Below are 22,460 nucleotides of genomic sequence, written 5' to 3'. Positions count from 1 at the left end.
TTGCTGGAGGCTTCGCCTCGTCGCAACGGCGGCTAACTCGCGGCCGGGCCGCTACCGCCGCTGCGCGGCGGGACCCTCCTCGAGGTCGGGTCGTGGGGGGCCGGGTTGTGGGGGCATGGCGGATACGGGGCGTGCGGTGTTGCTGGGTGGGCGATGTGGCGGATTAGTTTGCGCGCAGGGCGATTACGAGGCCGTCCTTTGAGCACACCGAGGGGGTGGTGGGGGCGGGTTGGGCGTTGCACTGCCAGCCTTCGACGACGACCGCATCCGACGGGGCGATGGTGGTGACGTAGGTGGTGGCTACGTTGATGGCTTCGGTGCAGCCGGGGCGGCCTGCGGCGTTGCCGACTGCGATTACGGTGCGGGTGGCGCCGGCGGCGTCGGTGACGGGGCCGCAGTTCACGTCCTCGACTGTGGGGGCGGGGGCGGGGGGCACGCTGCTTGTGGTCGTTACCGGGGGTTGGGTGGGGTCGACTGTGCGGCGGGGGGAGGGGGCGGGTGGCGGTGGGGACGCGGGGGCCGCGTCGCCGCGGAGGCCGATGGTCAGGCCGCCGTTGAAGCAGATGTGGGGGATCGTGGTGTCGGGCTGCGGTTCGCAGGTCCAGCCGTCGACGGATGCGGCGTCGCCGGTGCGCGGGATGCCGAGGTAGTCGGAGGCGACGGTGATCGCGTCGGTACAGCCGGGGCGACCGGCGTCGGAGGCGAACGCGATGACGTTGGCGGTCGCGCCGTTTCCGCCGGTCACCGGCCCGCAGTCGACATCGGCCAGCGGTGCGGGTGCGGGGGCGGCCGGGTGCGTGGGGCTCGGCGGCGGCAGCGGAGCGGCGGGGCTGCCGGTGAGCTTGGCCGGTGTGGTCGTCGCGGCGGCGGTGGTCGTGGCGGACGCGGTGGTGCTCGAGGCGTGCGCCGAGTGGTCCTCCTTGTCCTTGCTGCAGCCGGACAGGCCCACGATCACGGCGAGTGCGGCGACCGTGCCGACGGCGAGGCGGGGTTTTCTCACTGTTTCCTCCCAAGATGTTTAGCTGACCGGTTGCCTGCGTATTCAATCACGGTGTCGCACAGTGCTGTCTGATCCAGCTGCGCGCGTTGCCCGGTCGGATATCCGCCGGTCGGTTAGCGCGGGCCACGATTTCGGCCGAGTTGCCGGTGGCTTGCCGAACAGGCTGTTCGGTCGGATCCAGGCAGTGAACGGCTGTGCAAAGCGAACCGCCCCACCGGAGCGCGGATGGGTGCGGGTGTCGGTCCCACCACCTAAACTGTCTGGGACGTAGCCGGATCATGACCGAGAGGTGTTGTTTCGATGGGATCCCGGACGGTGGTTGCCGACGTCGCCGACGAATTGGCACGTCGCGTTGCCACCGGCGAGTACCGGCCCGGCGAGCTCATGCCGTCGGTGCGCCAGGTCGCCGACGAGTTCGGGATGAACCGTGCCACCGCCCAGCTCATCCTCGGCCGGCTCGAGTCCTACGGTTTCGTCGAGGCAAGGCGCGGTAAGGGATTCACCATCCGCGACGTGCGGGTCGAGGGCGGCATGGACGTCTACCGGCACCTGTTCCGGTTCTCGATCACCGCGCCCGCCGTCGCCGCCGAGATGTTCACCGACATCGTCGAAGTGGAGCGCGGCATCGTCGGCGAGGCACTGCTCGCCTACACGGCGGGGGAGAAGGTACTCGACTCGGCCGAGTTGGCCGCCGCCGTCGACGAACTCGAGGCGATGGTCCGCGCCGCCGTACCCGACCACGCTCGCATCATCACCGCCGAGATCGCGCTGATCCGCAAGCTGCTCGGTGTGCTCGAGATGAGTATGCAACGCGCGGTACTGAATTCGATCGCCGATATGGTCGTCGAGGTGCCGGAGGCGCTCTCCGCCTACTTCGCCGTCGCGCCCGATCTGCATGTGCTCGTCTGGCGGGCGCTGCTGGCGGTGTGGGACGCCGAATCCGCGCCGAGCGAGGCGCAACTCGCGCTGTTCGGTGATCTCTTCGCGCTCTACCACGAGAAGGTGATCGCCCGCTTCCACCAACTCGTCGGCGAGACACCGATCCACACCGTGCCCCTGAGCTCTGCCGTCTGAAATCCGGCTGTCTGAACCGACTAGCTGTCTGAGTCGGGCTTCTCGGTGACGCGCGCCGTGTGATGCCACGGCAGATGACGCGGCACCACTGTGTCGATGATCGTGCTCACCCGCGGAGTGTGCGCGGTCGCCAGACCCGACCCGACCATCACGCCCAGCGCGATCGACATCACCGACAGCAGCGCCGACACCAGCACCTCCAACCCGCCGCTCGCCACCCCCGACAGTGAGTGGTTGACCAGGTCGGAGATCCCGGTGAGGCTGATGCCGCCGGGCACCAACATCCAGAACGCCGGCAGGAAGGCCACCTGGGTCGGTGGCGCGTGTTTGCGGCCCTGGATCAGATACGCCGCGTTCACCGCGACGATGCCACCGAAGAACGCGCCCGTCAGCGGGCCGGACACGTGCTTGCCGAGGAACTGCGCCGCGTAGGTGATGTAGAGAACCATCAGCAGCCAGCCCACTGTGTTCGCAGGCGCGCTCGATCGCCACGAATGCCCGTAGCCGATCAGCAGCACCCCGAGTAGCGGTGCCCACCAACCTAATTGGGCATGGCTCACCGGCGGATCCGACAGCGGCCCGAGTAGACTGATCCCCACATACGAACCGAGCGCCAGCAGGAACAGCATGTTGATGCCGTAGACGACCCGGCTGGCACCGGCCACCATCGAGCCGGTCGCCAACTCGATGGTGCCGTTGGTGAGCATCGCCCCTGGCAGCAGCGTCGCCACCGCGGGAATCAGCAACTGCTGCGGCTGCCCACCGGCGAGCGCGCCGGGAAAGCCGTACGCGAGCAACGCCACCACCGCCGACGCAACCACCGGCAGGGCCATCGACAGCAGCCGCCACTTGTCGGCGAGCTGGGTCAGCGCGCCGACGACCAGGCCGAGCACCACATAGCCGACCAGTGCCCGCGCGCCCGGATTGAGCATCATGCCGATGCCGACGGTGAGCACGACCTGTCCGACCAGGATCAGCCACGGCGGACTGCCGGGCTTCTGGGTCAGGATCTTGTCGAGATCCCTCGACGCCCGGCTCGGCGGCGGCGCGTCCTCCTCGATCTGGTCGATGAGCCGGTAGAGGCCCGCGATCTGGTCGAGCGGCAGGGTGCCCACGCGGGCATCGAGCATGTCGAGCGCGGAACTCTCGTCGGTGCGCACCCGGACGAACACGGCGGTCGGCAACACCATGAAGTGGATGTTGTCGGTGCCGTAGCGCCTGGACAGCTTGTCGAGGATGGTCTGCACCCGCGCGGAGGTCTCACCTGCCCCGACCAGCGCCACGCCGAGCCTGCACAGCAGATTCAGCAGGTCGGCGGGCACCGGCGGTTCGTCGACCGGTTTGTGCTCGGTGGGCTTCGGCGGCGCCTTCTCGTACTCCGAGCGGATCTTGGCCATGGCGTGCGTGACCCGGTGCCGGGTCACCGTCCAGGTCCTGCGCGCGTATTCCTCCGAAGCCATGTCACCGCCGTCCGCAACCGTTGGGCAATGGTGCGGGACAGGTGTGCGTCGCTGCGCACCACCCCGCATCGCTGGTGAGATATGCCGAGTGTAGGACAGAAGTGGCGGCGACCGGTGGCGCTCAGCTATCTATCAGCCGTTCAGTTGGGTGAGCCTGTCGTAGGCGGTGACGTACTCCTGTACGAGGCGGTTGATCACGTTGGCGCTGCGTTCGACCTTGTTCATCATGCCCACCACCTGGCCGACCGGATTGAAGTTCACATCCTTGGCGGCCTCCGGGTAGCGGTGGCCGCGCTTCACGCCGTCGAGGGCGACCATCATCTGCAGCGGCATGGGCAGCGGGTCGGGAGTTTCGGCCGACTCCCAGGCGTCGGTCCAGTCGTTGCGCAGCATGCGGCACGGCTTGCCGGTCCACGACCGCGAGCGGATGGTGTCGTGGCTTGAGGCCTCGAGGTAGGTCTCCATCTGCGCGGGCGGCACATTGGCCTCCTCGACGGTGAGCCACAGCGACCCGGTCCACGCGCCCGCCGCGCCCATCGCCAGCGCCGCCGCCACCTGCGCGCCGTTGCCGATCCCACCGGCGGCCAGCACCGGCGTATCGCCGATCGCGTCGATCACCTGCGGCCACAGCACCAGCGAGGACACCTCGCCGCAGTGCCCGCCGCCCTCGGTGCCCTGGCACACCACGAAGTCAAGGCCGGCGGCCTTGTGGTTCATCGCGTGCTTGACCGAGCCGCACAGCGCGCCGATCACCCGGCCGGAATCCTGGATGCGCTTGATCACGTCGTCGGGCGGGGTGCCGAGCGCGTTGGCGACGAGCTTGGCCTTGGGGTGGTTCAGGATCACGTCGACCTGCGGGCCCGCGGTGGTCGCGGTCCAGCCGAGCAGCTCGTTGTGGTGTTCACCGTCGGGCAGCGCGGGCACGTGGTGGTCGGTGAGGATCTGCTGGGCGAAGTCGCGATGGCCCTGCGGAACCATCTGCGCCAGTTGCTTTTCCAGCTGTTCGGGGGTGAGCCCGTCCACGCCCTTGCCCTCGTATTTCGACGGGATCACCAGGTCGACGCCGTAGATCCCGGTGACGTGTTCGTCGAGCCAGGCCAGCTCCACCTCGAGCTGTTCGGCGGTGAAGCCGACCGCGCCGAGCACCCCCAAGCCGCCCGCGTTGCTCACCGCCGCCACGACGTCGCGGCAGTGGGTGAAGGCGAAGATGGGGAACTCGATGCCGAGCTGTTCGCAGAATTCGGTACGCATACCGAACTGTAACACGTTCTAGTTTGCCCTCGAGGGGTAAATTTCTAGAGCGCGGCATCCTCCAGAGCAGCCAGCGAATCCTCGAGATGATCGAGCAATCGATGCAGGTCGGGCAGGGTGCGGCGGCAGCCGACCAGGCCGAAATCGAGGTTCTCGCCACTGGAGGTGAGGGTGATGTTCACGGCCTGGCCGTCGAGCGGAATCGACAGCGGATACGTGGCATCCAGCCTAGAACCGTTCCAGTACAGCGACTCGTTCGAACCGGGCACATTCGAGATGACGATGTTGAACGGCGGCGTCGCCACCGACGCGAACCCCGGCAGCAGCATCGCCGCCAGCGGACTCAACATCACCCCCGCCATGGCCAGCGTCTGCGCGGGCGAGAGCGAGCGGTACACCTCCTTGTTGCGGCGCGCCGAATCACTCACCACCCGAAGACGTTCCAGCGGATCGGCGATATCGGTGCCCAGATTGCACAGCAGCGCGGCCACTTTCACACCCTGGGTGTCGACATCGTCCTCCTCGCGCAACGACATCGGCACCAACGCGATCATCGGCTTGTCGGGTAAGGCATTGCGCTCCAACAGGTACGCGCGTAACGCGCCCGCCGACATCGTCAGCACCACATCGTTGACCGTGGCGCCGGTCGCCTTCTTCACCTGCTTGATCCGGTCCATCGACCAGCTGCGCACCGCGCACTTGCGGGCGCCACCGATCGGCACATTGAACAGCGTGCGCGGCGCCTCGAACGGCAGGGTGAGCTGCTGCTGCAGCAGGCCGGTACGGGCCGCCTTCATCACCGCGGTCGTCGACGAACCCGCCGAAGACACCGTGTCCAGCAGGCTGGTGAGCCGGGACTTCTTCGGGCGCCCGGCATCCGGACGCTGCATGCGCGGCAGGTTCCACGGCCGCATGAACTCGGTCGCGAACGGGTCGGTGGTCAGCGTGCGGCGCATGATGCGCTGGGCGGAGACACCATCGACGAGCGAGTGGTGCATCTTCGAATACAGGGCGAACCGGCCGTCGGCAAGGCCCTCGACGAAATGCATCTCCCACATCGGGCGGTGCCGATCGAGCAGGCCGCTGTGCAGGCCGGAGGTGTGGTCGAGCAGCTGGCCGATGCGCCCCGGACCGGGCAGGGCGCTGCGCTGCACGTGATAGTCGAGGTCGACCACGTCGTCGGTGGTCCACGCCAGCTGCGGCGCGCCCAGCCAGGTGGCGGGACGCTTACTGAATGTCGGCCGAACGTTCTTGTCGGCCAACAGGGCGTCGCGGAACTCGCGCAGATACTCGGGCCCGGCGTCCTCTGGCGGTTCGAACAACTGCAGCGAGCCCACGTGCATCGGGTGCTCACGGGATTCGGCGAGTAAGAACAGCGCATCCAACGGCGCTATGAGATCCATGACAGATCGCCCCCTGACGAGAGTGGATCGTGAATGGTTTTCGACGGATCGACCACGCTGTCGGGTACGGCACCCCTGCGTGCCGTATTACCAAGTTACCCGCCATTAGGGGGTCACGTCACACGATCGCTCGAACCATGACCTACGTCATGGTGTTCGCCGGATGTTCAATTCGCGGAACAGTACTGGACGCTCGCGGTGATTAGACACAGCGGGCCGCTCCCAATCGGAAGGGGCAACGTTTCGCTGTAGGAGTTCACGTCGTATGCACACCACTCTGCGCCGGTCGGTGACCATGGTCGCCATCGCGGCGGGTCTGTTCGGATCGTCCACCACGCTGTCGGGGGCCGCGCCCGGCGATTTCCCGTGCGCGCCCGGCAACAGCAACCCGGTGAACTACTGCGACGCCAAGGTCGACCAGCTGGTCGAGGTCTCGCTCGCCGACCTGCACCCGACCCAGCCGTCGCTCGGCCACGACGAGGTGTTCTACAAGCTCGGCCGCTACACCCAGGGCAAGGATGCGATCAACAAGCAGTTCGACGACTGGTGTGAGGACAACGGCCAGAAGGAAGCCGCATCAGCGAATCCCGGTGCGCGACTGTCGGATCCGGGCTCGTTCACCTGCAAGGTCGCCGTCGGCGCGGAAACCCCCGCCACCATCGCGAAGATGAAGACCGCCGTCGTCGGCCCGCGCGGCGATCTCTACCTCACCGACGGCCACCACTCCTTCACGGCCTACTCCGAGACCCCCGGCGCGGGCCCGAACACCCGCATCCGCGTGCGCATCACCGGCAACCTGTCCGACCAGAATCCGGCCGCGTTCTGGCAGACCATGCAGCAGCGCGGCTGGACCTGGCTGCGCAACGCCGCCGACCAGCCCATCACCCCGCAGCAACTGCCCGCGAAGTTGGGCCTGGCGCAGTTCGGCAACGACCCCTACCGCGCCGCACTGTATTTCGCCCGCGACATCAGCTACACCCAGGACGGCGGCCCGGCGTTCCAGGAGTTCTACTGGGGCCGTTGGCTGCGCGCCCAGACCGCCCCTGCACTGCGCCCCGAAGGCGCCAACATCGCCGATCACGCCGCCTACCTGCAGCTGATCCGCAATATCGCCACCGCGATGGTCGCGCTCGACCCGAATGCCGTGGTGAGCGACGGGAAGACCGCGGCTCAGCTGGGCAAGCTGGGCGCGTTCAACGAGAAGGAATTCACCAAGCTGTCCAAGCCGATCAGCGATGAGAAGCCGGGCAAGTTGGCTTACATGCTCGCCTACAAGTAGCCGACGGCTGAGCGGGAATCACCGAGCCGTCGAACGGGTGACCCGCAGTCGGTGCAAGGCGGAATCACCGCGCTGTTGAGCGGTTGCCTTCGGCCGAGCGCTCGTCCGCAAGAGTCCAGCCGACGAAAAGCGGGCCGCGACATCAGGTGTCGCGGCCCGCCAGGCGTTCGGGGTCAGACCTTGACTGTGTGCGCGTCGCGTGGATCGATGGCCTCGCTTGGATCAGCTTGCTGCGGTGAGGCATTCACGTGATCCGCCTCGGTCGCCTGCTGCTCCGCGTGCCGGTGAAGCTGGACCGTCTGCTGCTGTTGCGCGTAGTGCTGGTCGTCGGATGCCGGCAACCGATCCGATTGCCGCTCGGCGGCTTGCGGGGGTTCGGCCGACTGGTGCGGCTGGGCGGGCTCGGGGTCGACGGATTCGTCCGCCGCCGAACGGGTTTCGGCCACCACCGGTTGCGGGATCGGAACCGGCTCTACCCCGATGCCTTTCGAAGCGATCTCGATCCCGAGCTCGATCCGCGTCGTCTCCACCAACGCCCGCTCCTGCTCGGCCGCATGCCGCATCGCCTTCTGCCACAGCGACGCCATCTCCTCCAGCTCATCGACAGTGGCTTCGACGTCGATGTGCAGTTTCAGCCGCTGCATCGTGATGTGCTGCGCGGCAGTGAGAGTGCGCAGCAGGTCCTCACATTTGTTGGGAATCCGGCGATGAGCCACCACCCGCAGGCGAGTCAGCATGCCGCCGGGGCGATCCCAGATCACCTTGTGAACCTGCGCGCTGAACCGGTCGATCTCGTCGTTGGTAACCATGTCCCACTCGCCGCAGGTGGTCAGATCGGCGCGCACCGAGGCCGAGGTCTCCAGGATCGAAGCGACCGCTGCGAGCACGGCTTCACGCCGCCACGCCTCGTGATCGCGCTGGTCACCCACCATATTCGACAGTTCGACATTGCGCTGCGAGGCGTCGAGCGCCTGCCTGCCGCGCTCGTCGGCGGCCGCGATTGCATCACGGTGGGTTCGGTTGTTGGCCATCACGCCGACCAGAACTGCGCCGGCGACGGGGAGCGAGCCGAGGAGGGGGAGCCACTGAGTCACCAAGCGATCATTGCACCGGTGCTCCCAACAGTCACCATGATCGGCGCGTTGGTATCGATGTCGCGTGTCAGCTCGGCGCCGGAACCCCGTGCAGGAAACCGACGAGCGGTGCCAGTTCCGGGATCTGCTCGGCGTCGGCGAGCGCCTTTTCCAGCGCGCGATCGTGGGTGGGTTTCGCCTTCTCATAGGCGGCGCGGCCGGAGTCGGTGAGTTCGGTGTAGATGCCGCGGCGATCGTCGGCGCACAGCACGCGCACCAGGAACCCGCGGTCTTCGAGGCGGTTGACCAGCCGGGTCGTCGCGCTCGCAGACAGCGCGGCGGCGCGGGCCAGCTGGGAGATCCGCATGTGCCAGCCGTCCTGGCGGGTGAGCGCGTCGAGCACGGTGAACTCGACGATCGACAGTTCGTGTTCGCGTACCAGCTCGCGTTCGAGCGCGGTCTCGATGTGTCCGTGCAGTGCCGCGAGGGTGCGCCAGCCGGTCGCGCGGACCTCGATGGCGTCATCAGCAATACCCATGTGACGAGTATAGCTGGCGGTTGCAATATAGCGCGTGTGCAACTATCGTCGGATATCGTTAGTTGCACACGCTGGTAATCGGCCCCTGATGGAAAGAAGCGTTCACATGCCACTCGGTCTCATCGCTCTCGCGCTCGGGGGCTTCGGCATCGGGCTCACCGAATTCGTCATCGCGGGGCTGCTGTCCCCGGTGGCGGCCGACCTCGGCGTCTCGGTGCCCACCGCCGGATACCTCATCTCCGGGTACGCCCTCGCCGTCGTCGTCGGCGCGCTCGCCCTCACTCCGCTCGTCAACCGCTGGCAGCCAAAGCGCGCCTTGCAGCTGCTCATGATGCTGTTCACCGTTGGCAACGCGGCCTCGGCACTGGCCCCCGGCTACGCCGCGCTGCTCGGCGGGCGGATCCTCGCGGCGCTCGCACATGGTGCGTTCTTCGGCATCGGAGCCGTCCTCGCGTCCTCGCTCGTCGCACCGGAGAAGAAGGCCGGAGCCATTTCGATCATGTTCGGCGGGCTCACCATCGCGAATGTGCTCGGCGTTCCGCTCGGCACGTTCATCGGCCAGCAGTGGGGTTGGCGGGCCACATTCGTGGTGATCACCGTCGTCGGGCTGGTCGCGCTGGCCGGGATCACAGCCCTCGTTCCCGACGCACCCGCCTCGCGCGAACGCCCGAACCTGCGGGCCGAACTGTCGGTGTTCCGCAACACCCAGGTCTGGTACTCGCTGGTCATGACCGTGCTGGTGTTCGGCGGGATGTTCGGGGCGTTCATGTACATCGAACCGCTGCTCACCCGCGTCACCGGATTCTCCGACGCCACGGTGCCCTGGCTGCTCGTGCTGTTCGGCGTCGGCCTCTTCTTCGGCAACCTGCTCGGTGGCCGCTGGGCCGACCGCGCCCTCACCCGCACCCTGCTGGCCCTCACCCTGGCTCTCGCGCTCTCGCTCGCGGCTTTCGCGCTACTGGCCGACTACAAGATCGCGGCGCTGCTGCTCCTGCCCGCCATGGGCTTCTTCGGCTTCGGCGCGACCCCCGGCCTGCAGATGCGGGTGCTCGACAATGCCGGAGCCGCACCGACTCTCGCGTCTTCGGCCAATATCGCGGCCTTCAACGTGGGCAACTTCCTCGGCGTATGGCTGTCCGGACTGGCGATCAGCGCCGGGTTCGGGTGGGTGTCGCCGCTGTGGGTCGGCACGGGCTTCGCGGTGACCGGGCTGCTGGTGTTGATCGCGGCGACCCGCGGTGAGCGCGTCGATCGGCCCGCCGTTCCTGTCTCGGTGTAGTTCCACGACTGGCGTAATCGTACAAAACGCGTCGTTTCAGTCAGATATCTGATCAAAAGTGGCCGAAGTGAGCGATTACGCCAGTCGGACACAGCGAATCCCCGGCGAAAAGCTCGCCGGGGATTCGCGGTTGGTGACTAGTTGGCCGACGGAGTGGTCGTCGGGGCAACGGTGGTGGTCGGCTCGACCGTGGTGGTCGGGGCGACGGTCGTGGTCGGTGCCACGGTTGTCGTCGGGGCCACCGTGGTGGTCGGGGCGGGTGCGACCGCCTGGTTGGTCGCCGGCTCCGGAGTGGTGGTCGGCGGGGTGGTGGTCGAAGGCGCCGTGGTCGACGGAGTCGTGGTGGGGGCCTTCGAGGTGGTGGTCGGCTTGGTGGTCGTGGCCTTCGCCTTCGACGTGGTGGACGGCGCGGTGGTCGTCGTCGCGGGCTTGGTCGGCGCGGACAGCGCGGCCGTCACCGCGGCATCGTCCGGCGCGGCCTTGGTGTCGACGGTCTCGCCGGCCTGCGCCTGCTTGGCCAGGCTGGTCAGCCAGGCTGCGGCGTACTCCGCCGAGGTCAGCGGCTTGCCGTTCGCGGCATCGGAATCACGCCAGTAGTCGAAGTGATGACCGGTCCCGTTCGGGCCCAGCGTGAGCTGGTACGGATCGTTCATCAGCACCGGGATGGTGTTCTGGTTCGTCACGATCAGCCCGACGATCTCGTTGAAGATCTTCTGCGGCAGGTACGCGAGCGAGGAGACCTGCTCGCCCGCGATCGTGTCGGCCTTGGCGGGCGCCTTGGTCTGGCCCGGCTTGTAGTCGGGGTCGGAGACCTTCAGCATCACGTCGAGGAAGGTTTCGTCGCTGGCCATCCAGTTCGGGTTCGACCCGATATCGGCGAACGCGGCCATCGCCATCCGGCCCAGCGTGAACGCCATGTCCTGCCCCGTCGCCGGGGAGATGCCGGCGAGGCCGTTGCGCTGGATGTCGGCGCGTTCCAGTTCGTCGACATTGATCTGGCGGCCGACATTCGCGGCCAGCTGCAGCAGCGAGATGTTCTCCGGTGCCGCGCAGGTGAGGTCGCCCTCGGAGCAGAACGAGGCGATCTTGCCGTTGAGCGCACCGAAATCGGCGCCCGTGGTGATGCCCTGACCCGAGACCGGCTTGCCGCCGTTGGAGTAGTTCTGGTCGAAGTTGTCGGGGCGGTTGGGGTCCTCGGCGCCGAGGAAGGTGCCGTCACCGGCCTTGCGACCGGGGTCGGCGAACATCACCACGCCGAGCACGTCGTCGGGGTTCACGGTGGTGTACCCGTCGGCGGGGTCGTCGTTGCCGATGCCCTCGGCCACGCGACGCACCACATCGGCGCCCTCGCTGTAGCCGACGATGGAGAACTTGGTGTCCGGGCAGGCCGCGGAGATCTCGCGCATCACCTGCTGGGTGTTGGCGACGCCGGTGTTGACCGCGTCCTCATAGGTGCCCATGTCGGCCGGGTAGGCGATGTAGACCGCCGCGTACTGGCCCTCGGCGACGTCGTCGCGGGGCGCATTCACCACCGGGTCGACCCACACGCTGCTGTGATCGCCCGACAGCGCTGCGGGCAGCGGGTTGCCGTTGGCGTCGAGCAGCATCGCCGTGGTGCCCTCCACCGGGGTGTCGTTGCGACCGGCCACCGAGATGGTGACCATCTCGCGGCACTCGGTCACCGACGTGGTGAGCTGGTAGCTGGGCGATTCCGGCTGCGAAGTCACCGCGAACGAAGCGGCGACGATCGCCGCGACCCCCAACGCCGCCGGAGCGGCAACCGCCGAAGCGATGCGATGTTTCGCAAGAAACTCACGCAGATTCATATGTGATCCCGTTCGAATGACCTACAGGTGGGCAGGCCCCCCGACGGGCCGCATGTCACGAACAATGTCGTGCCCACCGGCAAGATCGTTACTGCCGCGAACTTCGAACCTCTGCCCCCATTTTCTTGGTCACGCGCTGCGGCCATCGCGCCCGGCGCGGCGCCCGGTCACGGCGAGTCCGGGTTTCGCGGTGGCTCGGCCGCAACCTCGGGTGCCTTCTTCGCGATTCGACCGGCCGCGATCGCCGCCACCGCGATCGTGCACAGCGTCGCCAACATGATCGCCGAACCCTCACCCGGCACCAGCACCCCCAACTGACTACCGACGGTCACCGCCGCCACCGGCACCCCGATCTGCGCCGCGGCCAGCGCGCCGTAGGCCACCGGCTGACCGAGCAGTCGTGCCGCGCAGTGCACGCCGACAGCACCGAACCCGAGGACAAGGCCGAGCAGGACGAACCTGGGATGCTCCCCGAGTTCCCGCAGGTCCAACCGGGCCCCGAGCCACACGAAGAACAGCGGAGCGAGCAAGCCGTCACTGATCGCGAACACCTGCTTGGCCACCCGTCGTGGCGCACCCACCCCCGCCACCGCCAGCCCCGCCGCGAACCCGCCGAGCATGATCGACACGTGCATCGCGCTCGCCACCCCGCACAGCGCGAACACCAGCACCAGACTCACCCGCAGCTCGAGCGTGAACTTCCGCTCCTCGGACACCTCGTGCACCTGGCGCTGCGCCCCCGTCTTCTGCAGATAGCGCAGCACGAAGAACATCACCACCGCACACAGCGCGACGGCCACCGCGCCGATCGCGGCTCTGACAGCATTCGCCGGATCGATCACCAGCGGCAACGCGACGATGCACGCGGTATCGGCGATGGCCACCTGCGCGGTCAGCGCCAGCACCGGCGGCCCGCTCAACCGCATCGAGTCGATGATCGGCAACGCCATCGCCGCCGACGACGACGCCATCAGCACCGCGTAGATACCCGCATGCCCGAGATCGAACGCCTGCGCCACCGCCCACCCCGCGACCGCCGCGACGACCCCGACCAACACCGCACGCAGCGCACCGGCCCCGAGTGCGCTGCGAACCTGCGGATCACGCACCGGCACATGGGTACCCGCCGCGAACATCACCAGCGCGAAACCCATATCGGCGAGAAAGACGAAAATCGGGTCGGACGGATCGAGAATGCGAAAACTGGTGGTGCCGAAGATAATTCCCGCGATCAGCTCGCCCAGCAACACCGGCAGATACCACTGCCTCGGCAACGCGAGCAGCGGCCCGAGCAACCCGAGCGCGACCACCAGCGCCAGGGTCGCGAACGTCATGGCAGCGCGGCGATCTTGGCCGGGATCTCGATATTCTCGTCAGCCCAGTACAGCGCGCACACCCGGTGATATCCGTCAGCGATCAGCATCGGCACATTCCGGCGGCAATCCCCGCGGACCAGCAGAATCGGCGAAAGCTTCTTACCCTCGTTCACCTTCAGCAGGTCCCTGCGAACATGCGGATTGTCCGGGGTCAGCGCATCGAGCCGAGACGCCCGCAGAATGTCCTTGGCCTTCTTGACAACCACCGGCGCAGCCCTGAGCTCGGCCACAATCGCATCGACCATCGCCTCGTCACCCAGCAACGCGAGATAATCGGCGGCCGCCGGATAGTCATGATCTTCCGGCGCTGACTTCCACTTCACCTGCAGGATCGGGTCGGTCACCGGATCATCATCCGACCGGTTCACCAACAGTTCGCTCCCCGTTGTCGATCAGTTGCGCGATCGGTACCGCCCCGTGGTCGGTTGAAATTCCGCGATGGTGCGCGGTGGTCTATGACAACCTCGCGTCAGCCGCGGGCCATATCCACGAAGCGGCTGAGGTGCAGCTGGTGGGCGACAGTGATCGTCGCCGTCGGACCGTTACGGTGCTTGCCGACGATGAGGTCGGCCTCGCCGCCGCGGGGGTCATCGCGTTCGATGGCATCGGGCCGGTGAAGCAGGATGACCATATCCGCATCCTGCTCGAGCGATCCAGATTCACGCAAATCGGACACCATCGGTCGCTTGTCGGTTCGCTGTTCCGGACCACGGTTCAGCTGCGAGATCGCGATCACGGGAACTTCGAGTTCCTTGGCGAGTAGCTTGAGGTGACGCGAGAATTCCGAGACTTCCTGCTGACGCGATTCGACCTTCTTGCCCGAGCTCATCAGCTGCAGGTAGTCCACCACGACAAGTTTCAGATCATGGCGCTGCTTGAGCCGCCGAGCCTTCGCCCGAATCTCCATCATCGTCAAGTTGGGCGAATCATCGACGAACAACGGCGCCTCGCTGATCTCGCTCATGCGGCGAGCCAGCTTGGTCCAGTCGTCATCGCTCATCCGCCCGGACCGCATATCACCGAGCTTGATCTTCGCCTCGGCCGAAAGCAGACGCATCACGATCTCGGTGCGGCTCATTTCCAGCGAGAAAATAACGCTCGCCATACCGTGCTTGATCGAGCAACTCCGCATGAAATCCATTCCAAGCGTCGATTTGCCGACGCCAGGCCTGGCGGCAACAATAATCATCTGACCTGGGTGAAGACCGTTGGTGAGCTCGTCGAGTTCGGTGAAACCCGTGGGGACACCGAGGGAGATGCCGCCTCGGGAGGCGATGGAGTCGATTTCGTCCATGGTGGGCTGGAGGAGTTCTTCCAGCGGGGTGAAGTCTTCGGTGGTGCGGCGTTCGGTGACTTCGTAGATTTCGGCCTGGGCGCGGTCGACGACCTCGGCGACGTCTTGGCCGTCGGCGCCCGCGTAGCCGAACTGGACGATGCGGGTGCCCGCTTCGACGAGGCGGCGCAGGATGGCCTTTTCCGCGACGATTTCGGCGTAGAAGCCGGCGTTGGCGGCGGTGGGGACGGTTTGGGTGAGGGTGACCAGGTAGGGCGGGCCGCCGATGCGCTTGAGTTCGCCGCGGCGGTCGAGGCCCGCGGAGACGGTGACGGGGTCGGCGGGTTCGCCGCGGCTGTAGAGGTCGAGGATCGTGTCGTAGACGGCCTGGTGCGCGGGGCGGTAGAAGTCGCCGGGGCGCAGCACCTCGATCACGTCGGCGATGGCGTCCTTGCTCAGCAGCATGCCGCCGAGAACGGACTGCTCAGCGGCCATGTCGTGGGGTGGCTGACGGCCGAAATCCTCGCCGGGGGGTTCAGGGGTGAACTCCGTTTGCGCGCGGTCACCGGTGGTTGTCACCAGACGTCCTCTCTGCCCGCAGAACCGGGGGTTTCACATCGATGTACTCGTTGTACTCCCGGACACCGACACCTTTGTCAGCAATCGGTTGCCTGCGTGATTCCGGGGGCCGCGCGCAGGGCGATGCGACGAACCTAGGCGACGTTTTCGGGACTCGCCAACCCGACATGTGCACACAACTGTGGATAACTTGGGGGTAGTTCACCTGTTGTTGTGCACGACCTGTGGAAAACATGGGGAAAACCCAGGTCAGTGCGGTTAAACGCCCTGATAGACCAGGCTTTACCAAACTTCAGGCCTGTGGATGAAAGAAGTCTCGGCGTGTCGGCCGAGGTGAACGGCCGGGCGTGTTCGGTAAACAGCCGGTGGGCAGGGTATGACCGGAGTCACAAATCTCCCGGTCGGTTTCCCCGGTTATCCACAGGCGGCATAACGGGAGGTCACAGAGTTACCGACCGTGAGCCGCGCAACACGAACAGAAGAGGCCACAACAATGGCTACCGACCAGTTATCGGAAAATCGGCCTGAAAAAGGCAAGCAGAAACCACCCCTACGTAGACGCAGGGGTGGTTTCCGGCGAACTCAGTTCGCAGCAACCTCGAGGTTGAACTTCGCCACCACATCGGGGTGCAGGTGCACCGAGATGCCGTGCTTACCGGTCGCCTTGATGTGCGACTTCGGCAGCTCGATGGAGCGCTTGTCGACCACGGGGCCACCGGCCGCCTTGATGGCCGAGGCCACGTCGGTGGTGGTGACCGAACCGAACAGCTTGCCGCTGTCGGCGGTCTTCACGGTCAGCGAAACCGCGGCGAGGCCCTCGATGGCCTGCTTCAGCTCGTTGGCGTGATCCAGGTCGCGCACCTTGCGGGCGTCCTGGGCGCGACGGATTCCGTCGACCTGCTTCTGGGCGCCACGGGTGGCCTGGATGGCCAGACCGCGGGGCAGCAGGAAGTTGCGGCCGTAGCCGTCCTTGACCTCGACGAGGTCGCCGGGGGCGCCGAGGTTGTCGACATCAGCGGTGAGGATGAGCTTCATCTGTGTGACTCCCTTTCTCAGCGAGCGGTCGACACGTAAGGAAGCAGAGCCACCTCACGCGAGTTCTTGACGGCGACAGCGATGTCACGCTGGTGCTGCACGCAGTTGCCGGTGACGCGGCGAGCGCGGATCTTGCCGCGATCGCTGACGTACTTACGCAGCAGCGTGGTGTCCTTGTAATCGATATTGACGATTCCGGACTTTGCTTCCTTGCAGAAAGCGCAGGCCTTCTTCTTCAGTACCTTTTCGCGCGCGGGCGCTTTAGGCATGGTTTCTCTCCGTAGCTATGAGTGCCGTTCGATCAGAACGGCGGTTCGTCATCCATGCGGCCGCCGCCCCCGAAGGAGCCGGCCGCGGGCGCGCTACCCCACGGGTCGTCGTCGCCACCACCACTGGCATTGCTGCCTGCAGCGGCAGGACGTCCGCCACCGTTGTAGCCGCCTGCGTTGGACCCACCACCGGCATTGCCGGAACCACCACTGAAGCCGCCACCGCCGCCTCCGCCACCACGTCCGGCCTTGGAGACCTTCGCGGTTGCGTAACGCAGCGAGGGACCGACCTCGTCGACCTCGAGCTCGACCACAGTGCGCTTCTCACCCTCGCGGGTTTCGTAGGAGCGCTGCTTGAGCCGACCGCTCACGATGACGCGAGCGCCTCGGGTCAGACTCTCGGCGACGTTCTCGGCTGCCTCACGCCAGATGTTGCAGCGCAGGAACAGTGCTTCGCCGTCTTTCCATTCGTTCGAATTGCGATCGAACACACGGGGAGTCGACGCGACGGTGAAATTAGCCACCGCCGCACCTGCGGGCGTGAAACGAAGCTCCGGGTCTGCCGTCAAGTTTCCGATGACGGTAATGACCGTGTCGCCTGCCATGGGGTTCCTCCTGCTCGGGGGTGCAGTCCGCAATCTCGGGATTTGCGCACGAGCCTAAAGCCAAGCTCTGACACAAATGGTGAGAAGGGTGCGGACTACTTGTCGTTGCGCAGAACCTTGGTGCGCAGCACCGTCTCGTTCAGGCCCAGCTGGCGGTCGAGTTCGCTCACGGTGGCCGGGGTCGCGGTCAGGTTGACGATCGCGTAGATACCTTCGGCCTGCTTGGCGATTTCGTAGGCGAGCCGGCGGCGGCCCCAGATGTCGACCTTGTCGACGTTGCCGCCCTCGGTTTTGACGACCGTGAGCAGAGTATCCAGGGACTGCCCGACGATGCGCTCGTCCAGGCTCGGGTCGAGGATGACCATTACTTCATATTGACGCACGGACCAATCACCTCCTGTGGACTAGGAAACGGCCATGGACTCTCCATGGCAGGAGGGTTCGTTGCGTCAGCAACCCGCCAAGGCTACATGAGCGGGTAGTGACCAGCGAAATCGATGCCTGCCGTGCGATCGGGGCCGGTCCGCTTAATGTGTTGGACATGACCACCGTCGACCCGCGTCAGCGCGCAGCACGACGCAGCGCGACGCGGGCCGCGGCCTTGAGCGTCCTGGTGACGCTGCTGTGCGGACTCACCCTCGCCTTCGCCTATGCCAACAAGGCCCGCTGTGCCGGTGGCGCGATCGATGAGTCGGGTCGCAGCCTGGTTTTCGAGGAGCGCAAGGATTCCGATGTCTGCTATTCCGACATCCAATTCCTGTGGCTCGGACGCGATATCGACAATCACGTCTTCCCGTACGTGGACGGCGCCATCACCGAGGACGGCGCGCTCACCGGCGGTGCGGTGGAGTACCCGGTGCTCAGCGGGATGCTGATGTGGGTGGGTGCGATCGGGGTCGACAACGACGCCGATTTCCTGTGGCAGTCGGCGCTGCTGCTCGCGCCGTTCGCGCTGCTAACCGCCTGGATGCTGGCCAGAATCGCCGGCCCGCCCGCGCTGCTGTGGGCGATCGGTCCGCCGCTGGTTTTCTACGCCTTCCACAATTGGGAACTGCCGGTGGTGTGCACGGCGGTGGCGGCGGTCTACGTGATGACCATGCTGACCGGCCTGTCGGTGCGCACCCGAGGAATCATCGCCGCGGTGCTGCTCGCACTGGGTTTCTGTCTCAAGCTGTATCCGGGCATCTTCGTGCTCCCGCTCGCGATCTACGTGCTCACCGAGGGTGCCCCGCGCGATCGGCGCCGGATCGGTGAACTCGACGTGGCGGGCGCCGCGCAGACCCTGCTCGCCGCGATGGGCACGGTGGCGGCGGTGAACCTGCCGTTCATGCTGGCCGGACCGGAGGGCTGGCGCGCCTCGATCACCTTCCAGCAGTTGCGCCAGGCCGATATCACCACGAATTCGATCTGGTACTGGGGTCACCAGCTGATCTTCGGCCGCGACGCGGAGACGACGCAGACCTGGCACGACATGGTCGCGATCGCCTCGCCCGCCCTGATTTTCGGCGGTTTCGCATTAGCCATGTGGCTGGGCTGGCGACGCTGGACTCCCGATAACGCGTACCCGTGGGTGGGGGTGAGCGCGGCGATGCTGGCCGCGTTCATGCTGTTCCACAAGGTGCATTCACCCCAGTACACCCTGTGGATAATTCCGTTCCTGGTGCTGCTGGAGGTGCCGTGGTCGCTGGTCGCGGCCTATCTGGTGGCCGACGCGGCGGTGGGTGTTGGGGTGTTCCGGTACTTCGCCGCGCTGGGCGAGGGCGAGGGCGTGGAGCTGATGGAGGGCGTCGTCCAGTTCGGCGTCTGGCTCCGCACCGCGCTGTTGATCGCCCTGTTCTTCGTCTTCCTGCGGGCGCGAACCCGCACCACCGAGCCGGTCACCGCGCCGAGCCGTCAACTGCAACCCGCGTAAACCACAACGGCGGCGAATCCCGGAAAAGGGACTCGCCGCCGCTGTGGCTTGCCGATCAGCTGACCGGAGTGGATTCCTTGGCGTCGGCCACCGCGTCGGGCTCTGCCTTGCGGTTGCGGATGACGCTCGAGATGAGCGCCGCGCCGATGAACGCCACACCGATGAGGCCCGTGATGAGCTCGTTGACGTGCACGCCGATCGAAACCAGCAGGATCGCCGCCAGCGCACCGATCGCCCAGTGGGCGCCGTGCTCGAGGTAGACGTAGTCCGACAGCGTGCCTTGGCGAACCAGGTACACGGTGATGGACCGGACGAACATCGCACCGATCAGGCCGAGGCCCAGCGCGATGATGATCGGGTCGGAGGTGATGGCGAACGCGCCGATGACACCGTCGAAGGAGAACGAGGCGTCGAGCACTTCCAGGTACAGGAACAGGAAGAACGCGGCCTTACCGGTCGCCTTGACCAGCGTGGACGGGCCGCCCTGCGGTCCCTCTTCGAACTCCTCGGTGTGGAACATCGAACCGAGGCCGTCGACCAGGATGTAGACGATCAGGCCGAGCAGACCGGCGACCAGCACCGTCGAACGATCCTTGTCGGCGGCGAGGAACTCCGCGACCAGCACGAGGCTGGTACCGGCGACGACCACCGACAGCATGTCGAGCTTGCCGGCCTTCGCGAGGGGCTTCTCGAGCCAGCTGAGCCAGGTGATGTCACGGTCTTCGAAGATGAAGTTCAGGAACAGCATCGCGAGGAACATGCCACCGAACGCCGCGATCTGCGGGTGCGCGTCGGTGAGCAGCTTCTCGTAGCTCGGACTGCCGTCGGCGAACTCGAGCGCGTCGTTCGGCGGCGGGTTGAGGGCCAGATCGAAGGCCTCGATCGGGTTGAGTCCGGCGGTGACCCACACGATGGCGAGCGGGAACACCAGACGCATACCGAACACGGCGATCAGCACGCCGATGGTCAGGAAGATCCGCTGCCAGAACTCGCTCATCCGTTCCAGGACGGTGGCGTTGATGACGGCGTTGTCGAACGACAGCGAGACCTCGAGAATGCCGAGGATCGCGCACAGTGCGAGTGCGGTCAAGCCACCGTAGAGGTAGGCCACGACCAGCGAGACCACCGTGATGGCGATGGACAGGCCGAAGATGCGCGTTATCACGCGGAGGGACCTTTCTGTTTCGCACGAACAGGGGGCTCGATGTGTCGAGCCCCCTGTTCGAGATGACTACTAGACGTTGACGCCGTAGTCGCGGGCGATGCCGCTCAGGCCGGAGGCGTAGCCCTGACCGACAGCGCGGAACTTCCATTCTGCACCGTTGCGGTACAGCTCGCCGAAGACCATGGCGGTCTCGGTCGAGGCGTCCTCGGAGAGGTCGTAGCGAGCGAGCTCGGTGCCGTTGGCCTTGTTGACCACGCGGATGTAGGCGTTGCGCACCTGGCCGAACGACTGCGAGCGGGTCTCGGCGTCGTAGATCGAGACCGGGAAGAAGATGCTCTCGATGGTCGGCGGGGTGTTGGCGAGGTCGACGTCGATGACCTCGTCGTCGCCTTCGCCCTCACCGGTGGTGTTGTCGCCCTTGTGCTCGATGGCGCCCTCGGGGGACTTCAGGTTGTTGAAGAAGACGAAGTGCTTGTCCGAGACGACCTTCTTGTCGGCGCCGGTCGCGATGGCGCTCGCGTCGAGGTCGAAGTCGGTGCCGGTGGTCGTGCGCACGTCCCAGCCGAGGCCGACCGAGACCGCGGTCAGGCCCGGAGCCTCTTTGCTCAGCGAAACGTTGCCGCCCTTGGACAGACTGACACCCATGCGGGAATCCCTTCGGTTAGTCCGGTGTGTCGTTTCCCAGCATGTCCGAATCGCCGGGTACCGCTACGACAGTAATAGGTTTCGCGGATCTTGCGTAGGAACTGTCTGCAGCCCAGGTTAACGGGGGGAATCTCCTACCATCGACGGCAGTAGTGGGCGAACCGCAGCCGCGGTTCGGAAAGGGGACGTGCCGGTGACACCTCGCAGACGCGGATGGTTCAGATCGGGGGCTGATCATGAGTGGATCAGCGGGGCACGGGCCGCGACGTCGGCCGCCTTTCTGGACATGGATCGAAGGCAGTCGGCGGCGGAGGCGGGTGTGTCGGCAAGTGAGCAGGTCTATCCCGAGCGCCGGATCGGTGCGGTCTGGGAGCCGGTGCGGGCTCGTTGCTATGCGGCGGCGGGCGCGTATCTGAGTTTCACCGAGGAGCTCGACACCGCCGAGGCCACTGGTGGCCCGATCGCCGACGGTCCGGCCAGGGCCGACGTGCTGGTCCGGCAGCTGAACGACGCCGCGCGCGGGGTCGACGAGTTCTACAACGCCCACCGCAACGGCCTCGCCGAAGCCGCGACCGTGCGCGCGTCGGTGCCGCAACTGCTCACGCATGTGCGGGCCGAGGCCGAGCAGGTGCAAGCTGGCGCAGCGTCGTCGGAGTTCAGGAAGTATCCCTCCGTCGAGGGTGGTGTACGGAGACTGAATGAGGCTCTGATCACAGCTTCCTCGCTCGATCCGCGCACCGAGGTCGCGGGCGCGCGCGAGGCTGCGGGGCAGGTGCAGCAGGCCACCGCCGACTTGTCGAATGCGTTGGCGCAGGCCCCTTCTCGTGCCACCGCCGCGTCGAACGCGATCGCCTCGGTGACCACCCGTCTGGCCGCCGTCCGCAATCGTGCCGGGGCGCTCGGACCGGCATACTCCGCGCTCCTTCGCGAGTTCAGCGCTGCGAGTTCGGCGGACTTGACCAACAATGAGCGGGAAAGCCGTCGTGGCATGGACGCCGCCGACGAAGCGCTGGTCGGCGCGCGCGTCGCGGCAGCCGATCGTGATCCGGAGACCGCCCTTGACTTGACCGCCACCGCACGCGAGTACCTCGCCGAGGCCGAGCAGTTGGTCGACGCCGTCACCCGGCGCCTCGAATTGTTACGAGAGGTACGTAGCGACCCCGAAGTTCAGGCGCGCACCGTACGATTCCGGCTGCGGGACGCGCAGATGCTCGCGGTCGACCGAGGACTGGTCGCCGAGTGGGGCTCGGTTCTCGATGCACAAGCCGAACGCCTCGACCGCATCACTGCTGGACTGACGGGTCGTCATCCGGACTATTGGGCGTATGTTACGGAGCTGCGGACCGTCGCAGAGTTCATCGCCGGAGTGGTCGAGCGCATCAGAAAACACGTTGCCGAAAAGTAGAAATGACATGGGT

The 22,460-nt window shown here is 66.4% G+C and carries 21 protein-coding genes; 5 read left to right on the top strand and 16 right to left on the bottom strand.

Features of this window, described 5'->3' with window-relative positions:
- Window positions 1-163: 163 nt before the first annotated feature.
- Window positions 164-1,000, bottom strand: coding sequence for a hypothetical protein (locus ACFWUP_RS25820; protein WP_379238495.1), 837 nt, complete (start codon window positions 998-1,000; stop codon window positions 164-166).
- 300 nt (window positions 1,001-1,300) lie between these two features.
- Between ACFWUP_RS25820 and ACFWUP_RS25815 the strand changes: the two genes are divergently transcribed.
- The gene (locus tag ACFWUP_RS25815) at window positions 1,301-2,074 is read left to right on the top strand and encodes a GntR family transcriptional regulator (protein WP_379238493.1); all 774 of its coding nucleotides are present in this window, start codon (window positions 1,301-1,303) and stop codon (window positions 2,072-2,074) included.
- A 20-nt stretch (window positions 2,075-2,094) separates the two neighbouring features.
- Here the strand turns inward: ACFWUP_RS25815 and ACFWUP_RS25810 are convergent, their stop codons facing one another.
- The 3 genes from ACFWUP_RS25810 to ACFWUP_RS25800 all read right to left on the bottom strand — a co-directional run bounded on the left by ACFWUP_RS25810 (window position 2,095) and on the right by ACFWUP_RS25800 (window position 6,188).
- Entirely contained in the window at window positions 2,095-3,534 is a 1,440-nt protein-coding gene (locus ACFWUP_RS25810) for a threonine/serine exporter ThrE family protein (RefSeq protein WP_379238491.1), read from the bottom strand.
- A 132-nt stretch (window positions 3,535-3,666) separates the two neighbouring features.
- Window positions 3,667-4,785 (bottom strand): NAD(P)H-dependent flavin oxidoreductase, encoded by a 1,119-nt coding sequence (locus tag ACFWUP_RS25805; protein WP_379238489.1) that lies wholly within the window; start codon window positions 4,783-4,785, stop codon window positions 3,667-3,669.
- A gap of 44 nt (window positions 4,786-4,829) precedes the next feature.
- Window positions 4,830-6,188 carry a wax ester/triacylglycerol synthase family O-acyltransferase gene (locus tag ACFWUP_RS25800; RefSeq protein ID WP_379238488.1) on the bottom strand — a complete coding sequence of 453 codons (1,359 nt, stop codon included), beginning with the start codon at window positions 6,186-6,188 and terminating at the stop codon, window positions 4,830-4,832.
- A gap of 265 nt (window positions 6,189-6,453) precedes the next feature.
- Here ACFWUP_RS25800 and ACFWUP_RS25795 point away from each other — a divergent pair, with 265 nt between their 5' ends.
- Window positions 6,454-7,467: a ParB/Srx family N-terminal domain-containing protein gene (locus tag ACFWUP_RS25795; RefSeq protein WP_379238486.1), complete on the top strand. Its 1,014-nt coding sequence runs from the start codon at window positions 6,454-6,456 to the stop codon at window positions 7,465-7,467.
- Between the two features lie 173 nt (window positions 7,468-7,640).
- On the opposite strand, the gene ACFWUP_RS25790 is transcribed toward ACFWUP_RS25795, so the two are convergent.
- Together ACFWUP_RS25790 and ACFWUP_RS25785 are read right to left on the bottom strand one after the other, a co-directional pair.
- Window positions 7,641-8,561, bottom strand: a complete 921-nt coding sequence (locus ACFWUP_RS25790) for a hypothetical protein (RefSeq protein WP_379238484.1) — start codon at window positions 8,559-8,561, stop codon at window positions 7,641-7,643.
- A 67-nt stretch (window positions 8,562-8,628) separates the two neighbouring features.
- Window positions 8,629-9,078 (bottom strand): MarR family winged helix-turn-helix transcriptional regulator, encoded by a 450-nt coding sequence (locus tag ACFWUP_RS25785; protein ID WP_379238482.1) that lies wholly within the window; start codon window positions 9,076-9,078, stop codon window positions 8,629-8,631.
- 106 nt (window positions 9,079-9,184) lie between these two features.
- On the opposite strand from ACFWUP_RS25785, the gene ACFWUP_RS25780 reads away from it, so the two are divergent.
- On the top strand, window positions 9,185-10,357 hold the full coding sequence (locus ACFWUP_RS25780) for an MFS transporter (RefSeq protein ID WP_379238480.1): 1,173 nt from the start codon (window positions 9,185-9,187) through the stop codon (window positions 10,355-10,357).
- A 137-nt stretch (window positions 10,358-10,494) separates the two neighbouring features.
- On the opposite strand, the gene ACFWUP_RS25775 is transcribed toward ACFWUP_RS25780, so the two are convergent.
- The 8 genes from ACFWUP_RS25775 to rpsF form a co-directional block, all read right to left on the bottom strand.
- Window positions 10,495-12,183 carry a cutinase family protein gene (locus tag ACFWUP_RS25775; RefSeq protein WP_379238478.1) on the bottom strand — a complete coding sequence of 563 codons (1,689 nt, stop codon included), beginning with the start codon at window positions 12,181-12,183 and terminating at the stop codon, window positions 10,495-10,497.
- Between the two features lie 167 nt (window positions 12,184-12,350).
- A complete protein-coding gene (locus ACFWUP_RS25770) occupies window positions 12,351-13,517 on the bottom strand; it encodes a cation:proton antiporter (RefSeq protein ID WP_379238476.1) in 1,167 nt (388 codons plus the stop codon).
- A complete protein-coding gene (locus tag ACFWUP_RS25765) occupies window positions 13,514-13,891 on the bottom strand; it encodes a hypothetical protein (RefSeq protein ID WP_379238515.1) in 378 nt (125 codons plus the stop codon). The genes ACFWUP_RS25770 and ACFWUP_RS25765 overlap by 4 nt, the downstream gene beginning before the upstream one ends.
- Window positions 13,892-14,028: 137 nt before the next feature.
- Window positions 14,029-15,411 carry a replicative DNA helicase gene (gene dnaB, locus ACFWUP_RS25760; RefSeq protein ID WP_266294617.1) on the bottom strand — a complete coding sequence of 461 codons (1,383 nt, stop codon included), beginning with the start codon at window positions 15,409-15,411 and terminating at the stop codon, window positions 14,029-14,031.
- A gap of 582 nt (window positions 15,412-15,993) precedes the next feature.
- A complete protein-coding gene (rplI, locus tag ACFWUP_RS25755) occupies window positions 15,994-16,446 on the bottom strand; it encodes a 50S ribosomal protein L9 (protein WP_379238474.1) in 453 nt (150 codons plus the stop codon).
- A 17-nt stretch (window positions 16,447-16,463) separates the two neighbouring features.
- Window positions 16,464-16,715 (bottom strand): 30S ribosomal protein S18, encoded by a 252-nt coding sequence (gene rpsR, locus ACFWUP_RS25750; protein ID WP_056823934.1) that lies wholly within the window; start codon window positions 16,713-16,715, stop codon window positions 16,464-16,466.
- A gap of 32 nt (window positions 16,716-16,747) precedes the next feature.
- On the bottom strand, window positions 16,748-17,320 hold the full coding sequence (locus ACFWUP_RS25745; RefSeq protein ID WP_379238472.1) for a single-stranded DNA-binding protein: 573 nt from the start codon (window positions 17,318-17,320) through the stop codon (window positions 16,748-16,750).
- Window positions 17,321-17,415: 95 nt separating this feature from the next.
- The gene (gene rpsF, locus ACFWUP_RS25740) at window positions 17,416-17,703 is read right to left on the bottom strand and encodes a 30S ribosomal protein S6 (RefSeq protein WP_056823926.1); all 288 of its coding nucleotides are present in this window, start codon (window positions 17,701-17,703) and stop codon (window positions 17,416-17,418) included.
- Between the two features lie 158 nt (window positions 17,704-17,861).
- Between rpsF and ACFWUP_RS25735 the strand changes: the two genes are divergently transcribed.
- Entirely contained in the window at window positions 17,862-19,232 is a 1,371-nt protein-coding gene (locus ACFWUP_RS25735) for a glycosyltransferase family 87 protein (protein ID WP_379238470.1), read from the top strand.
- 55 nt (window positions 19,233-19,287) lie between these two features.
- Here ACFWUP_RS25735 and ACFWUP_RS25730 read toward each other — a convergent pair whose 3' ends face one another.
- Window positions 19,288-20,397 carry a DUF475 domain-containing protein gene (locus ACFWUP_RS25730; protein ID WP_379238468.1) on the bottom strand — a complete coding sequence of 370 codons (1,110 nt, stop codon included), beginning with the start codon at window positions 20,395-20,397 and terminating at the stop codon, window positions 19,288-19,290.
- Window positions 20,398-20,466: 69 nt separating this feature from the next.
- Complete coding sequence (locus tag ACFWUP_RS25725; RefSeq protein ID WP_062990541.1) at window positions 20,467-21,042, bottom strand: TerD family protein; 576 nt, start codon at window positions 21,040-21,042, stop codon at window positions 20,467-20,469.
- Between the two features lie 319 nt (window positions 21,043-21,361).
- On the opposite strand from ACFWUP_RS25725, the gene ACFWUP_RS25720 reads away from it, so the two are divergent.
- Entirely contained in the window at window positions 21,362-22,447 is a 1,086-nt protein-coding gene (locus ACFWUP_RS25720) for a hypothetical protein (protein WP_379238466.1), read from the top strand.
- Window positions 22,448-22,460 lie beyond the last annotated feature (13 nt).

This window comes from Nocardia sp. NPDC058658, from assembly GCF_042716665.1.
Lineage (GTDB): Bacteria > Actinomycetota > Actinomycetes > Mycobacteriales > Mycobacteriaceae > Nocardia.
This window is presented reverse-complemented; position numbering and strand designations above follow the sequence as displayed.

Bases quoted from the DNA above. Each gene is read 5' to 3' on its own strand.
- ACFWUP_RS25745 (WP_379238472.1), bottom strand. From the start codon at position 17,320: ATGGCAGGCGACACGGTCATTACCGTCATCGGAAACTTGACGGCAGAC.
- ACFWUP_RS25735 (WP_379238470.1), top strand. From the start codon at position 17,862: ATGACCACCGTCGACCCGCGTCAGCGCGCAGCACGACGCAGCGCGACG.
- ACFWUP_RS25775 (WP_379238478.1), bottom strand. From the start codon at position 12,183: ATGAATCTGCGTGAGTTTCTTGCGAAACATCGCATCGCTTCGGCGGTT.
- ACFWUP_RS25770 (WP_379238476.1), bottom strand. From the start codon at position 13,517: ATGACGTTCGCGACCCTGGCGCTGGTGGTCGCGCTCGGGTTGCTCGGG.
- ACFWUP_RS25795 (WP_379238486.1), top strand. From the start codon at position 6,454: ATGCACACCACTCTGCGCCGGTCGGTGACCATGGTCGCCATCGCGGCG.
- ACFWUP_RS25780 (WP_379238480.1), top strand. From the start codon at position 9,185: ATGCCACTCGGTCTCATCGCTCTCGCGCTCGGGGGCTTCGGCATCGGG.
- ACFWUP_RS25725 (WP_062990541.1), bottom strand. From the start codon at position 21,042: ATGGGTGTCAGTCTGTCCAAGGGCGGCAACGTTTCGCTGAGCAAAGAG.
- ACFWUP_RS25800 (WP_379238488.1), bottom strand. From the start codon at position 6,188: ATGGATCTCATAGCGCCGTTGGATGCGCTGTTCTTACTCGCCGAATCC.
- ACFWUP_RS25805 (WP_379238489.1), bottom strand. From the start codon at position 4,785: ATGCGTACCGAATTCTGCGAACAGCTCGGCATCGAGTTCCCCATCTTC.
- rplI (WP_379238474.1), bottom strand. From the start codon at position 16,446: ATGAAGCTCATCCTCACCGCTGATGTCGACAACCTCGGCGCCCCCGGC.
- ACFWUP_RS25785 (WP_379238482.1), bottom strand. From the start codon at position 9,078: ATGGGTATTGCTGATGACGCCATCGAGGTCCGCGCGACCGGCTGGCGC.
- ACFWUP_RS25815 (WP_379238493.1), top strand. From the start codon at position 1,301: ATGGGATCCCGGACGGTGGTTGCCGACGTCGCCGACGAATTGGCACGT.
- rpsR (WP_056823934.1), bottom strand. From the start codon at position 16,715: ATGCCTAAAGCGCCCGCGCGCGAAAAGGTACTGAAGAAGAAGGCCTGC.
- ACFWUP_RS25810 (WP_379238491.1), bottom strand. From the start codon at position 3,534: ATGGCTTCGGAGGAATACGCGCGCAGGACCTGGACGGTGACCCGGCAC.